The organism is Methanolacinia petrolearia DSM 11571, from assembly GCF_000147875.1.
Classification (GTDB): Archaea; Halobacteriota; Methanomicrobia; order Methanomicrobiales; family Methanomicrobiaceae; genus Methanolacinia; species Methanolacinia petrolearia.
This window is the reverse complement of record NC_014507.1, coordinates 2,544,377-2,558,256: the sequence shown is the minus strand read 5'-3', so window position 1 is coordinate 2,558,256 and position 13,880 is coordinate 2,544,377. Positions and strand designations below refer to the sequence as shown.

Here is a 13,880-nt window from a genome sequence, read left to right as displayed (position 1 = left end):
CAGGAGCTGATAATGACTGAGCAGGGTACGAGTGCAGGGCTCACCGGTGCAGGCGGCAACGGAGGGAATGCAGGACCTCTGAAGGGACTGACCGGGCAGGAAGTCGAAGAACTCCGTGAAAAGTTCGGATTCAACGATATGCCGGAGGAAAAGAGACACCCTCTCCTGAAATTTTTCGGTTATTTCTGGGGCCCGATCCCGTGGATGATCGAGATCGCCGCCGTACTCTCCGCGTTCATCGGCCACTGGGAGGACTTTTCGGTCATTGTCCTTCTTTTAATGATCAACGCTGTCGTGGGTTTTCTCCAGGAAAGAAAGGCCGAAAATTCCATAGAGCTTTTAAAACAGCGTCTCGCTCCTTCGGCACGTGTGCTAAGGGACGGGGAGTGGCAGGATCTTCCTGCACGGGAACTTGTGCCGGGCGACATCGTTCATGTCAGGCTCGGAAACATAGTCCCTGCCGATCTTCACCTGCTAAAGGGGAACTATCTCCTCCTCGACGAGTCTGCTCTTACCGGTGAGTCTCTTCCCGTTGAAAAGAAATCCGGCGACGAGGCATATTCCGGTTCGATTATCCGCGAGGGGGAGATGGATGCCTCAGTCACCAAGACCGGGGCGGACACGTTCTTCGGAAAAACCACCAGCCTGCTCGAGGTGAAGCCGCCCCGGAGCCATTTTCAGAAGGCTGTAATAAAGATAGGTAACTACCTCATCCTCCTCGCAGTTGTCCTTGTTGCAATCGTCTTTACGGTATCGATGCTGCGTTCGGAGTCCTTCGCAAATACGCTCCAGTTCGCACTGGTTCTTATTGTTGCAGCCATTCCCGCCGCTCTTCCGGCCGTGCTCACCGTCACTCTTGCAGTAGGTGCGATGGCTCTTTCCAGGAAGGAGGCGATCGTCAGCAGGCTCACGGCCATAGAGGAGCTGGCTGGGATGGATATCCTGTGCTCGGACAAGACGGGAACGATAACGCAGAATGCCATAAGTGTCGGCGAAGTTCATGCATTCGGTGGAGCCTCTGAAGATGAAGTGATCACGGCCGCCGCCCTCGCCTCGAATTCCGAGAGCAACGACCCGATAGACCGTGCGATCCTTAAGCGCTTCTCTGAACTCAATGGAGGACAGTCTTTTCCCGGCGAGCAGGAGGACTTCACCCCGTTCGATCCGGTATCCAAATATTCCCGTGCGACGGTCAGGGACGGATCTGGTGAATTGTATGAAGTCGCCAAAGGAGCACCACAGGCGATATCTTCTCTTACCGGGTCCGGAGGTGCGGCCAATCCTGCTTTTTCGGCTGTGCTTGACGGTCAGGTCCTGGATTTTGCGAAAAAGGGTTTTCGTGCTCTTGGAGTTGCACGGAAGGGGGGCGACGGGAAGTGGAAGTACCTCGGTGTCATCGGGCTTTTCGATCCTCCGCGTGAGGACTCAGCCGCAACGATTGCCGAGGCGAAGAGGCTCGGAATCGATGTCAAGATGGTGACCGGAGACCATACAGCAATCGCACAGGAGATCTCCGGTCAGGTGGGACTCGGAAAGAAGATCATCCCCCAGTCGTCGTTCATCTCCGGGGAGAGGAAGGATGTCCTCACACAGCTTGAAAAGGCCGACGGGTTCGCGGAGGTATTCCCGGAGAACAAGTTCAGGATAGTCAAAGTTCTGCAGGAAGCGGATCACATCGTCGGGATGACCGGCGACGGAGTGAACGACGCTCCCGCCCTGAGAGAAGCCGATTCCGGGATCGCAGTCGCCGGTGCAACCGATGCTGCAAAGTCTGCCGCTGACATCGTCCTTACGAAGCCGGGCCTTTCGGTGATTATCGATGCGATAGGACAGAGTCGTGCGATCTTCAGGAGGATGGAGAATTATGCCGTCTACAGGCTGGCCGAGACGGTCAGGGTTCTCATCTTCATGACGCTCTGTATTGTCGTTTTGAATTTTTACCCGGTTACTGCACTAATGATCGTTGTCCTTGCGATTCTCAACGATCTCCCGATCATGATGATTGCATACGACAACGCTCCGATCGCACCAAAACCCGTACGCTGGCAGATGAACCGGATCCTGACCATCGCAAGTATCCTCGGCGTGCTCGGCGTAGGCTCCAGTTTCCTTCTTCTCTGGCTGCTGAAGTTCTACTTCCTTTTCGATGCCGATACCATCCAGACGCTCATATTCTTAAAGCTCGCAGTAGCGGGCCACATGACGATTTATCTCGCCCGCACGGGCCAGCAGCATTTCTGGGAGCGCCCGCTTCCTTCTCTTGCCCTGTTCGGCACGACGGAGGCGACCCAGGTCATACCCACCCTTATTGCTGTATATGGTGTCCTCATGACGGCCGTAGGCTGGGTGCCGGCACTTCTGGTCTGGGGTTATGCATTCCTGTTCTTCCTCATCAACGATATCATCAAGGTCTGGCTCTTCAGGTTCATCCATCCTTATTCGTAAGGTTTCCGATCCTGAATCCGGAACCGGTGGCCTAAAATTCCCTCCCGATACTTTTATCGCGTCACTGCGACGACATAAAATTATCAATGCCGCCTGCAGCAGTCAAAACAATCCGCGACCAGATCTTCTGGCAGTATGCAAAGCTGATATCAAAGTCCGCCGGGCTCGGAGGCAGCCGGGGGTTCCAGATGAAAAAGTTCATTCAGCTCCGTGACGGCGATATCGTGTGGTCGTCGACGATCAGGGAGTGGCTGAAGGAGCACGAAAAACCTGACGAATGCATATACTGCGGGGCGAAGGGTCCGCTTACCACCGAGCATATCCTCCCCCGCTCCTGCGGAGGCCCTGATATTCCCGATAACGCGATCCGTGTCTGCCGTTCGTGCAATTCCGGTAAGGGAGGAAAACGTCTTTACGAGTGGATGGGGCTCGATGGGATAGACACGGTCCCGAGGATCGCAGAGGGCAAATATCTCAAGCTGCTCTACGAACTCCATGAAAAACGCGGGACGCTTGACGTCGATAAGAAAGAGCTTGGCTCCAGGATGTGTCCCGGGTGTAACCTGAGGCCCCTGTGCGACGAAGAGGGCACTGTAGAAAAACTGACCGTCTACTGCCTGGAAGGGATCTTTCACAAGTAAACCCGAAAACGGGGAACTTTAATCTTTTATTCCCGCAAAAGTTCATCAGGAACCTTTTCTCAGATACGAGGAGCGAAAGATGGCAGAAGAAAATATATCAGGATTACTGAAAGATACCGCTCTCGGGCTCGGGGCAGATTTTGTGGGGATTGTCGATTCGTCCTGCTTCGACAGCCCTGATTACAAGGGTAAAAATCCGCGGGACGTTATGCCCGGTGTTAAGTCCGTGATAATAATCGGTGTCTCGGTCCCGAAAGGCGCCTTTTCAACCCTTCCTTTGGGGAGGGGGGAATATACCAATACTCTCATGGCGGGAACAGCGACTCTTCGTGTCATCTCTTTTCAGGTTGCGAAGTTTATCGAGAAGTCCGGTTACATGGCGACGATCGCACCGAGCGAGGGGAGCGAGTTCGGCTACTGGTATGCAGACCGGAAGACGCTTATGGCCGATTTTTCGTTCAAATATGCCGCATACCATGCCGGGCTCGGGAACTTCGGGATGAACCATCTCCTAATCACGAAGGAGTTCGGGCTGAAGGTTCGCATGATGGGAATTCTCACCGATGCGCCTCTTGAGCCTGACGACAAGGGGGAGCTTCCCTTCGTAAACGAGGCCTGTAAGGACTGCATGAAATGCATCGATATCTGCCCTCCGAAAGCGATTACTGCCGAAGGGGTGATCCACAGGGAGAAATGTGCAGACTATATGTTCAATGCCCTCGGGGGGCTCAGGTGCGGAATGTGCATCAAGGTGTGCCCTCTTGATAAATTTTGAGGAATGTTTTGAAGATATATTTGAAAAAACAATAAAACAAGCCGCAAACTGCCGGACCGGACTCCCTGAAAAGCTAAGGTCTGGTTATTGTTCTCTTTTTTCCTGAGGGACTTTAAAAAAACCTGCGACGGCGAAAGATAGAATATCAATATCGATAGAAATTACATCTTAATCAAACATGCAACCAGGAGACGGAGATCTGTAATGTCGCAAAAAAAGGATAAAAAATCCAAAAAAACCGAAGATGGCAGGCTGGAAGTATTAAAAGGCGTATCTATCACTCCAAAGATAATTGAGACGAAACTCGGGAAGATCGAGATCGACCTGGCGGAAGGCGACGGCCCTGTATTGATGGGGATTCATGGCGGTCTTGGCGGTATCGACCAGTGCCGTGCGGCCATCGATTTCGCAGCAAAGGATTTCAGGTTGCTGTCTCTTTCCCGGCCGGGTTATCTTGGCACTCCGCTTGAGAGCGGGGCCTCCCTTGAAGATCAGGTGGATCTCTTTGCCGCCGCTCTCGATGAGCTTGGAATAGATAAGGTCGCGGTCTTTTCGGTCTCTGCGGGCGGGCCTTTTGCATACACGTTTGCAATCCGCCACCCGGATCGTATATGGGCTCTTGTAACTGCCGATTCCGTCAGCGGATATTATGATCTGCCGGAAACAGCAGGGCCGGTAGCCCAGATGATATTCCTGTCCGATTCCGGCCAGAAACTCCTGCAGAAGATGACGAAATCCAAGCCGGATGCTTTCATAAAGGAGATCTTCAAAAGCGAGGCGTATTTTACAAAGGAACAGATGAAGAAACATCTCGATTTCGTCCTGAATGACCCCTGTGCTCATGATTTCGTTACGGCTTTCATGAATACTATGTATCCGTATAAGACCCGAAAGGCCGGGACGGAGAACGATATGGCCATTACCCGGACTCTTTATCACCTTCCTGTAGAAAAGATCGAGTGTCCGGCACTTATTGTCCACGGCACTCATGACGCCGACGTGAAACTGTACGACGGGGTTTATGCATACGAGCATATCAGGGATGCGGAGAGAATCTGGATTGAGGAGGGTTCCCATCTCTGCTTCTGGATAAATCCCAGGTCCAAAGAGGCACAGGAGCAGGCAATCGCTTTCCTAAAAAACGTTTATGAAACGAAGGTTTCATGAACTGTTTCGTGTAAACCACAACGTGATTTTCATGTAAAGCATATGCCGAAGTGAATTTATTATAAGGAAATTTCATTTTTTAATTAAAATGAAAGATGAATAATTTTTTTAGTCAAAATGCGGATATACTAGGGGGTATAAGAATTTTGTGCCCTGGAGACCCGGGAGGATGAGTATGGAGTATTTCTCCCGGTGCCTCCGACAGTGGTAATTACGGAATTTATATCTGAATCATATAAATCGTCCTTTAGCTACTGTTTTGCCTACTTTTTATCACCTCCCTGCGGCATTTCTCCATTCAAAAAAAGTTTAGTTTTGAGGTTATAACGCACCGTCTCCACGCTCCTTTGTCCTGACGCGGATGGCATCAATGACCGGGCTTAGGAAGATCTTTCCGTCACCGATATTTCCGGTGCTTGCGACACTGCAAATGACGTCAACCACCTTCTCGACAATGTCATCCTTCACGACCAGTTCGAGTTTGGTCTTCGGTATGAAATCGACGGTGTATTCCGCACCACGCCAGTTCTGGACGATTCCTTTCTGCTGGCCTCTTCCGCGGACTTCGGATACGTTCATCGACCCAACGCCCAGTGCGTCGAGGGCGACCTTCACTTCGTCAATCTTTTGAGACCGGATAATTGCTTCTACTTTTATCAATTCAATCACCCTTCCTTAATCAATGGTTCAGCCTGCAGGAAGTCGGGGTAGGCCGTCATGCCATGTTCGCCGATATCCAGGCCCTCGATCTGTTCGCGGTCGGTAACACGTATTCCGATTGTCTTCTTCAGGATGTAGAACATGATTGCTCCCATTCCGAATGCCCAAACGAACACTGTTACCGCACTTATGATCTGTGCCACCATAAACCCGGCGTCACCGTAAAGCAGTCCTGTAACTCCACCGTAGGTTCCGTCCGCAAGAAGTCCCAGGGCGAGAATACCCCAGATACCATTTGTTCCGTGAACCGAGATTGCACCGACCGGGTCGTCGATCTTCAGCTTCCACTCGATGAACCATACACTGAGGATTACGAGTGCTCCTGCAACCAGTCCGATTAATACCGCCGCGGGAGGGCTCACCCATGCACACGGGGCTGTAATTGCAACAAGTCCTGCGACGATACCGTTTCCGGTCATCGGGACGTCGGCCTTGCCGTACTTCTTCCACGTAAGGAGCATAGCCATCAGTCCGCCGGCAGCTGCTGCAAGCACAGTGTTTGCCGCGATTACCGAGATCCTGAGATCCGTTGCCGCAAGTGTGCTGCCCGGGTTGAATCCGAACCATCCGAACCAGAGGATGAATACACCGAGTATGGCAAGCGTTATGCTGTGGCCGGGAATACCTACCGGTGTTCCGTCCTTCTTGAACTTGCCGACCCTCGGGCCTACGAGCCATGCACCGGCGAGTGCAATGAAACCGCCGACTGCGTGAACGACACCCGATCCTGCGAAGTCAAGAGCGCCGAGCTGCGAAAGCCATCCGCCTCCCCACATCCAGTGTCCGTATAACGGATAGATGAATGCGGTTACGACCAGGCTCGCAATACAGTACGTGCTGAATTTCGTCCTCTCGGCCATGGCCCCTGATACGATTGTGGCGGCTGTCGCACAGAAGACCATCTGCCAGAACCATAATTCAATGGTAGAAACGTCGTATGCATCCCCGATAAGGAAGAACCCGTCCAGACCTACGATAAGTCCGGTTATTCCTGTTGCAGTCCCCATCATCAGGGCGAATCCGACGGCCCAGTAACCGAGTGCACCGATGCAAAAGTCCACCATGTTCTTCATCATGATGTTCGCCGCATTCTTTGCACGAGTCAGTCCTGCTTCAAGGAGGCCGAAACCGGCCTGCATCAGCATTACCAGAAAACCACAGATCAAAACCCATGCAAAGTTGACTGCAGTGGAGGGATCGCTTTCGTAAGTATCAGCTCCCGACGGATCTCCGGCCGCAACCGGTATAATCAGTCCTGCAATCAGGATCATAGAAATGATCATTAAAAATCTAAGTTCTTTTAATGTCAGATAATCACCTCCTCAACATAGAAGGAATATTCCTTCCATGCATTATAAATATTTGTACAAATGTTTATTTATATGTTTCATCACGTTTTATGACTCATAAAAAATTTTTATGATGTTTCTTTGCTATTCCGAAGCTTTTTTTTCAGATCGGGTAGCTAAAGGCCTTTAAACTGGCATCCGGGTTTGAATTATTGAAATGCCATCGTGGCGGATTTCATACCGGGAGACTGAAGCTATCCGCTATATCCGCTGTCATCAGGTCTGACCGGAATCTCACCCGTTGAAGTGATGATGTTCGTATGTATCTTTGATGAATTCCTGCTTTCTGCGGGTGTTTCCGTCCCGGGGAGGTTTCAGGTACCCGATCTCCGGCGTCTGCCGGGCCGGACAGAACGGGCATAAAGCGGAATCGACATCGCCTGACTTTTCCCTGACCGGGCAGTAGTATATTCCGTCGATCAGCTGAACCTTGTCTCCGCCGGGAAAGGGCATTCCGACTGGATGGGGTGGAACGTTCATGACGAAGATGCAGAAACCTGCAAGAAGGTATTTGAGAAATCTGATTCTGTCTTTTTCAGGTTCTCCTGAAGAGCATTCTGCCGCGGCTATATTCCAGAACTGTTTTGCATCTTCCGGCAGCGGCTCTTTCATCGGAGAAAAAGATCCCTGCTGGTTCATGATTCTGATCTTCTCCCATGTTTCACTTAGATGGCCGTTGACAGTCCTTTCAAGCTTGCTCCGGTAGAGAGGATTTATATTCCGGATCCTGCCAGAGAAATTCCATTGTATCTTTTTGAGATCTCCGGGAGAATAACCGGATACAGCTTCGGCTATCGCTTTTCCTAGATCTCCACGGGTATCCTGCGATTCAAATATGAGACACTGGTCAATTATTTTCTGTCCGTTCATTATTTTCATCTATTTTTGGCGGGAAATTATCACCCGTCAATATTACATGGACAGTTCATGAAACCTTTGTTTCATAAACGTTTTTGCTGAATATCTCTTACGGCTTTGATCTCCGGAATGTTATATCCGCCGATTGCCTCGACTATCGACCTTACATACGGCACCTGCCTTGTCATGCTTGGTGAAACCTCTCTTTTGTGCCGTTCGTCTTTCCGTCCCATATTAGCATAACCCGTGGAGATGAAGTAAAGAAAATCCTCCTTCCCAAGATTCCACCGGCAGTTGATCTTAAGGTGGACAATCTCCTGGTTTTTAGGGTTGGGATACATTTCAGCCCGTGTTTCCGGAAGTTTTACCGCACCGCCGTTATTTGATTTGGAAAGTTCTACTACAAGTGCCCATAGCCTGTCGCATGCCTTCTCCGCCTCAGGGCATTCACGGCAGTACCTGTTAGCCGGCGGGAACCCGTCTCCCTTATAGAGTACACAGAAATTTACATCCATATCTGATTTTATGGAGTCTTTTTGATATTGAACTTCCGTGATGCCCACCCGGGGTAGGATTTCCGGGTTGAAGATTGTAATATTTGCAAACAAGAGAAATTTAAGCGTCCCTGCCGGACCTCATACAGGAAATTTATATGCTTTTCAAAAATTATATATTTGGATTTATCCAACGGTGAAAATCCGGTTTGGATCAATAAACCCGGGAGGGTGATTCTTATGAACGGTCTGAAAACATTCATTATTTTAACCGCTTTGATTATCTCCGTTTTTATAACGGCAGGATGTACGGCTGATACGGGCATACCTATTACTGAGGATTTCAACTCGTCACAACAGGAGTATCCCGCGGTTTCGTTTAATGATACCGCGGTCGAGTACGTGCAGGTCAACGGCGTTACGCTGGGATACCGTGAATTCGGATCCGGCGAACCTCTGCTTATGATACAGGGATTCGGTGCGACTATCGATAACTGGAACGAGACCTTCATAGGAATTCTTGCGACTGAATATCATGTCTTCACCTACGACCACCGCGGTATGGGTTACAGCAGTGAAGCAAACGCAACAACTACGATTCCGCTTTATGCAGACGATGCGGCACTCTTTATGCAGGCACTGGGCTACGACAGCATGAATGTATACGGAGTCTCGATGGGATCATCCGTATCCCAGCAGCTGGCAATCGACCACCCGGACTCCGTGAAAAAGCTGGTCCTGGACTCGAATACCTACAGCGTCAAAATACCTGAGACTAAAAAACTGCTCGGGGAGATCGAGGAATCTGCGTCCAACAGTTCAATGCCGGAAGGGATTCGCAGGGAAGCTGAGGCAAACCTCGCCTGGAACGGATCATGGTACGGCCTTTCGTCTATTGAGAAGGATGTAATGCTCGTAGTCGGAACTGCCGACGATCTTACGCCTGATCCGGTATCCGTCCAGATGGCAGGGCAGATCAACGGGTCCTGGCTCGTACGGTTCCAGGGTCTCCCGCATGTGGGTTCACATTATGCACCTGTTCAATACGGGGAGAATGCGTTATACTTCCTCGATACGGATGAATCACCTTTGAGCCCCTGAATCTCTTTTTTTTCATTTTTTTTGAAATTTGCCGTTGTATCGATAACTCAGGCAGGGTGAGTCCGGACCAGCGAAATATTAATTTAGGATGATTGAGCATCCAAACAATTGGCGTAATCTTTCAAATAATATCATACACGATCTCCGGACATCCTGTAACAGGCAAATCATTGGTGGAGTAAAAACGTATCCAAAATTACACGCCCGAGGAATTCAAAGGGGTTTACCGATGCCTGACGACATTACTCTGGCCATAACGACAGTCGAGCGATGGATTGGAAATCCGGTCTCGCGTGCCTTTCTCAGGTTTGTTGTAACCGACGACAAATGTGGAAACCGGCTGTCGAATGCAATCGATCACTATCTCGGAAAAGATCAGTCACTCTGCTGGAAATGCAGGTTCGCCGGCAGGATAGTCGGTTATACGCTGAAAAAAAGCAGCAGCCTGTTCGATGTAAATGAAGATTATATCCGGAAGGGGCTGGAGGAGCCGATATTCAAACGCGGGCTTATGAATGTCCTGAACGGTATTGCACGTTACGGAATTTCAAGGCCGCAGATAACAAACGCCCCTTTTCTTGTGGTCTGGGATTTCACTCACATGTGCAACCTGAAGTGCAAACACTGCTACCAGGATGCACAGAAGGCCCTGCCCGACGAACTGGATACGGATGAGGCAAAGAAGCTGATACGGGATTTCGCCGCCGCCGGAGTGGTCGTTATCGCGTTCTCCGGTGGTGAACCGCTGATGAGAGAGGATTTCTTCGATATCGCATCCTATGCCCACGAGGAAGGCATGTATGTCGCACTCGCGAGCAACGGGACTATGATAACACCTGAAACCGCCGCCCGGCTCAGGGAATCCGGGGTGGAATATGTCGAAATCTCGATAGACGGGAAGGATGCCGGACATCATGATGCAGTGCGGGGAATCGACGGTGCATTCGATCGCAGTGTTGCGGGCATCCGGAACTGTGTCGCGGAAGGGATCTATACATGCATTGCGACTACAGTAACGCAGGACAACTACGAACAGGTTCCGGAGATCTACCGGTTTGCACAGGATCTCGGTGCGATGCGGATGATCTGCTTCAATTTCATTCCGACCGGCCGGGGAACTGCGATGGCGGCAAAGGACATCCACCCCTGCGTGAGAGAGGATTTCCTCAAGCGGATTCTTGCGATGAATATGCCGGGAGTGATGCCCGAGGTGCTCTCGACCGCTCCGCAGTTCGCCCGTGTCGCCGTCGAAGAGAATGAAGATTCGGGGATCCCCGTCGGGCACTTCCACCTCGGTGCGGAGATGAAAGGAAAGACCCGGATGCTTGCCGATTTCATAGGCGGGTGCGGGGCCGGCCGGCTGTATTGCAGTGTCGAGCCGCAGGGCGATATCCAGCCGTGCGTATTCATGCCAGTCACTGTCGGGAACATCAGGGAGCAGGATTTTCTCCAGATGTGGCAGAATGCAGAATTTCTCAAGACTTTGAGAGACCGCGATCTTCTTACAGGAAATTGCGGCACATGCTCGAGCAAGTATATCTGCGGCGGGTGCAGGGCACGGGCATGGGCATACTTCCACGACGTGACGAAACCTGACCCAGGGTGCATACGGAATGCCGCATTATGGGATGAGATTGTGGCACAAAAATCCTCATCTGTTTCGGAAAAAGAGGAGTTTGTTCCTGAACTGGTGGTTGCCGGAGTATAAGCCGGGGAAATTTAATCCTTTATTCTCAGAATCTCTCAACAACATTTTTTTCAGATCTAAGGATGGGTTGATAAAGGGAGGGAGTCAGCATCATTACAGGGGAAGATTTAGCCAGAGTTGTACAGCTCTGCCTTCGCGATCAGATGCATGTTCTCTCCCCAAAATCAATATATTATTGTTTTTAATATAGGAACTAATGAAAAACCTGAAAATTTTATTTTTACACCCATCCGCCCATTTAAAAAGGCCGATGTATATTCTCATGCCGATGGGCATGATAAATCTCATGAACCTTTTGAAGGAACAAAATTTTCAGGTATATGCAATAAACGTTGGACTTGAACTCAGCCTTGACAGCGGGTACCGGATAAAAGATGACCTGGAAAAGACTGAATTCGATATTGCACTTATAGACCTGCACTGGCATGAGCACGCTTTCGGTGCTCTGGAGCTTGCCCGGTTGTGTAAGGAGATTCGTCCCGAATGTTATGTTGTTATAGGAGGGTTCACAGCATCATATTTTTCAGATCAGATAATATCGGATCATGAATATGTGGATTTTGTCATCAGCGGTGATGGTGAGAAACCGCTTTTAGAATTAGTATCCGCAACAAGCGGTGGCGGCACTGAAAAGATCTCGTCCGTTTCAAATCTTACATACCGCTCTTCCGGGAAAGTTATAACGAATCCTGTATCTTACACCGCGGATGACGCTTACTCTGCAAATTATTCGGATATAACCTCCCTTAAACATTGGGAGGAATATCTCAAGTGTAATATCCATTTTTACTCCAGGGGGCAGTTCTGGTACAGCTACTGGCTTTGTGTGGCAAAAGGATGTGTTTTCGACTGCAGTTTTTGCGGCGGAGGGAAAAATGCCCACCAGCAAATATTCAACAGGAACCACCTTTTTTTCAGGGAGAAGAAGCAGGTAACGGATAATATCAGGCACCTCGCCGGACTCGGAGTCCATACGGTAAATTTTTCTCACGATATCCAGATGGCAGGAGTGGAGTATTGGGAGTCTCTTTTGAGCGATATAGGAAAAAATGACATCGATATAGGTGCGTATATCGAATTAAACAGCCTTTCGACCCCCGCGTTTGCCGAAAAATTTGCCGAAACATTTTCATTAAATTATTCAACGCTGGTTTTTTCACCGCTTTCCGGCAACGAAGAGGTCCGGGCGAAAAACGGGAAAGGATACAGCAACAGCGATCTCTTAAAAAACGTTGAGCTGATGGAGTCCCTGAAAATTCCCTATGCAGTTTATTTTGCCGCAGGTTTCCCTTTCGAGACCGAGGAGAGTTTCAATGAAACACTTGAACTGGCTGAAAAACTCAGCAGCGGTTCGATGCTGAAGATGATCTTCAGCACTCCCCTGACCCTCGATCCCGGGTCCCCGATGTTCAATAATCCCGGTGAGTTTGGTATAACCCCGCACTTTCGAAGTTTCAAAGATTATTATGAAAGGAGCAGGAAACGTGCCTGCGGTATGCCTTTTGATCTTTACGGTTACCATACGGACACCCTCTCACCCGGGCAGATGAATAGTCTTCAGGTGAAATGGATGGAATTTATGAAGGAAAAATTTGAAGATATCATTTCAAACCTGACTGTAAGCAGGGTAAATTTTCTGTGAGGTTGTGAATGATCCGGAACGATGGAAAAATACGAACCGATCTCCTGTTTCCGCCGTCCCGTTACCTGGAGAATGCTCCCTTTACTGGCGCTTTTGCCTTCAACCGGGACAACAACCTTTCACGTTACCCTCTCTCCCTTTACCGCCGGGGCGATATGGGAGCAATACAATGGATCGGGTTTGTTATGTGCATATCCTACATCTCAAAAAGCGGGAGCAGGGTCCTGCTTGCCACATATCCGGTATCGTTCCTGAGGGGAGCGGAGACGGAGGTCTATAACCGCATTATTACTGCGATCATGGAACTTGCCTCCTCCCTGGGGATAAACACGCTCGAGTTTGAAGGCTTCAGCCGGCTGAACGGTCCGGTATTCTATCCTTCCACGGATAACTTCTTTGGAAACCTGAATAACCCTGTTTTTGTCGACCTGCTGAAGGAAAACGGGTTTGTTTCCGTTGAAAAGAAGGAATGCCACGAACTGGATCTCTCCCCCGGCACACCGGAAAAGTTCGGGTCATATCTCTTTCCAGGTTTTAAAATGCAAAATATTGACGATCGTAGCGAAAGGCGGAAAAAATACCTTGAATTCTGTAATGCTTCCCCGGAGTATCCTGAGGTGACAGAGATACCGGCGGAGGTACATGAAAGCCCGCTCGATATTATTGAGAGGGAATTCTTCTCGGCACAGGATGTGGAATTTTATTCTGCACCCTGCTCATCGGGGTGCATACGCTGGGCGGTCGACCCGTCAGATCCCGGTAATGGCAGGATATTACGCTTCCTGTCCGCGGGAAGGACAGGGCAGGACATAAAGATCCAGGCGATCGCCCGGATCGCTATGAAGGCATACGATAGAGGTCTCTCCACTCTTCAGGTCGGTGGGATTTATTCGGATGAAGGAGAGGTGATCTCGTTTTTAAATAATGCCGGTGCCAGAAAAGTCCGGGAGATCGAAAGACTGAGGGCAGTAATCTGATTT

General features: G+C 50.0%; 12 protein-coding genes. 8 read left to right on the top strand and 4 right to left on the bottom strand.

From position 1 onward, the window contains the following. Nucleotides 1-12 precede the first annotated feature (12 nt). From MPET_RS12875 to MPET_RS12860, 4 genes are all read left to right on the top strand, one after another. On the top strand, nt 13-2,445 hold the full coding sequence (locus MPET_RS12875) for a plasma-membrane proton-efflux P-type ATPase (RefSeq protein WP_013330469.1): 2,433 nt from the start codon (nt 13-15) through the stop codon (nt 2,443-2,445). An 86-nt stretch (nt 2,446-2,531) separates the two neighbouring features. After that, the gene (locus MPET_RS12870; RefSeq protein ID WP_013330468.1) at nt 2,532-3,086 is read left to right on the top strand and encodes an HNH endonuclease; all 555 of its coding nucleotides are present in this window, start codon (nt 2,532-2,534) and stop codon (nt 3,084-3,086) included. A 79-nt stretch (nt 3,087-3,165) separates the two neighbouring features. Continuing rightward, nucleotides 3,166-3,861 carry a 4Fe-4S dicluster domain-containing protein gene (locus MPET_RS12865; protein ID WP_013330467.1) on the top strand — a complete coding sequence of 232 codons (696 nt, stop codon included), beginning with the start codon at nt 3,166-3,168 and terminating at the stop codon, nt 3,859-3,861. 204 nt (nt 3,862-4,065) lie between these two features. Then, nucleotides 4,066-5,028, top strand: coding sequence for an alpha/beta fold hydrolase (locus MPET_RS12860; protein ID WP_013330466.1), 963 nt, complete (start codon nt 4,066-4,068; stop codon nt 5,026-5,028). A 321-nt stretch (nt 5,029-5,349) separates the two neighbouring features. Here the strand turns inward: MPET_RS12860 and MPET_RS12855 are convergent, their stop codons facing one another. From MPET_RS12855 to MPET_RS12840, 4 genes are all read right to left on the bottom strand, one after another. Beyond that, nucleotides 5,350-5,697: a P-II family nitrogen regulator gene (locus MPET_RS12855; RefSeq protein WP_318238896.1), complete on the bottom strand. Its 348-nt coding sequence runs from the start codon at nt 5,695-5,697 to the stop codon at nt 5,350-5,352. Then, nucleotides 5,694-7,031, bottom strand: coding sequence for an ammonium transporter (locus MPET_RS12850; RefSeq protein WP_013330464.1), 1,338 nt, complete (start codon nt 7,029-7,031; stop codon nt 5,694-5,696). The genes MPET_RS12855 and MPET_RS12850 overlap by 4 nt, the downstream gene beginning before the upstream one ends. A gap of 300 nt (nt 7,032-7,331) precedes the next feature. After that, nucleotides 7,332-7,967 carry a DUF2115 domain-containing protein gene (locus tag MPET_RS12845; protein WP_048131165.1) on the bottom strand — a complete coding sequence of 212 codons (636 nt, stop codon included), beginning with the start codon at nt 7,965-7,967 and terminating at the stop codon, nt 7,332-7,334. A 71-nt stretch (nt 7,968-8,038) separates the two neighbouring features. After that, a complete protein-coding gene (locus MPET_RS12840) occupies nt 8,039-8,470 on the bottom strand; it encodes a hypothetical protein (protein ID WP_013330462.1) in 432 nt (143 codons plus the stop codon). 219 nt (nt 8,471-8,689) lie between these two features. On the opposite strand from MPET_RS12840, the gene MPET_RS12835 reads away from it, so the two are divergent. From MPET_RS12835 to MPET_RS12815, 4 genes are all read left to right on the top strand, one after another. Next, nucleotides 8,690-9,550 (top strand): alpha/beta fold hydrolase, encoded by an 861-nt coding sequence (locus MPET_RS12835; protein ID WP_013330461.1) that lies wholly within the window; start codon nt 8,690-8,692, stop codon nt 9,548-9,550. A 229-nt stretch (nt 9,551-9,779) separates the two neighbouring features. Further along, nucleotides 9,780-11,258 (top strand): radical SAM/SPASM domain-containing protein, encoded by a 1,479-nt coding sequence (locus MPET_RS12830; protein WP_013330460.1) that lies wholly within the window; start codon nt 9,780-9,782, stop codon nt 11,256-11,258. Nucleotides 11,259-11,454: 196 nt separating this feature from the next. After that, complete coding sequence (locus MPET_RS12820) at nt 11,455-12,900, top strand: B12-binding domain-containing radical SAM protein (RefSeq protein WP_013330459.1); 1,446 nt, start codon at nt 11,455-11,457, stop codon at nt 12,898-12,900. 8 nt (nt 12,901-12,908) lie between these two features. Next, the gene (locus MPET_RS12815) at nt 12,909-13,877 is read left to right on the top strand and encodes a hypothetical protein (RefSeq protein ID WP_013330458.1); all 969 of its coding nucleotides are present in this window, start codon (nt 12,909-12,911) and stop codon (nt 13,875-13,877) included. Nucleotides 13,878-13,880 lie beyond the last annotated feature (3 nt).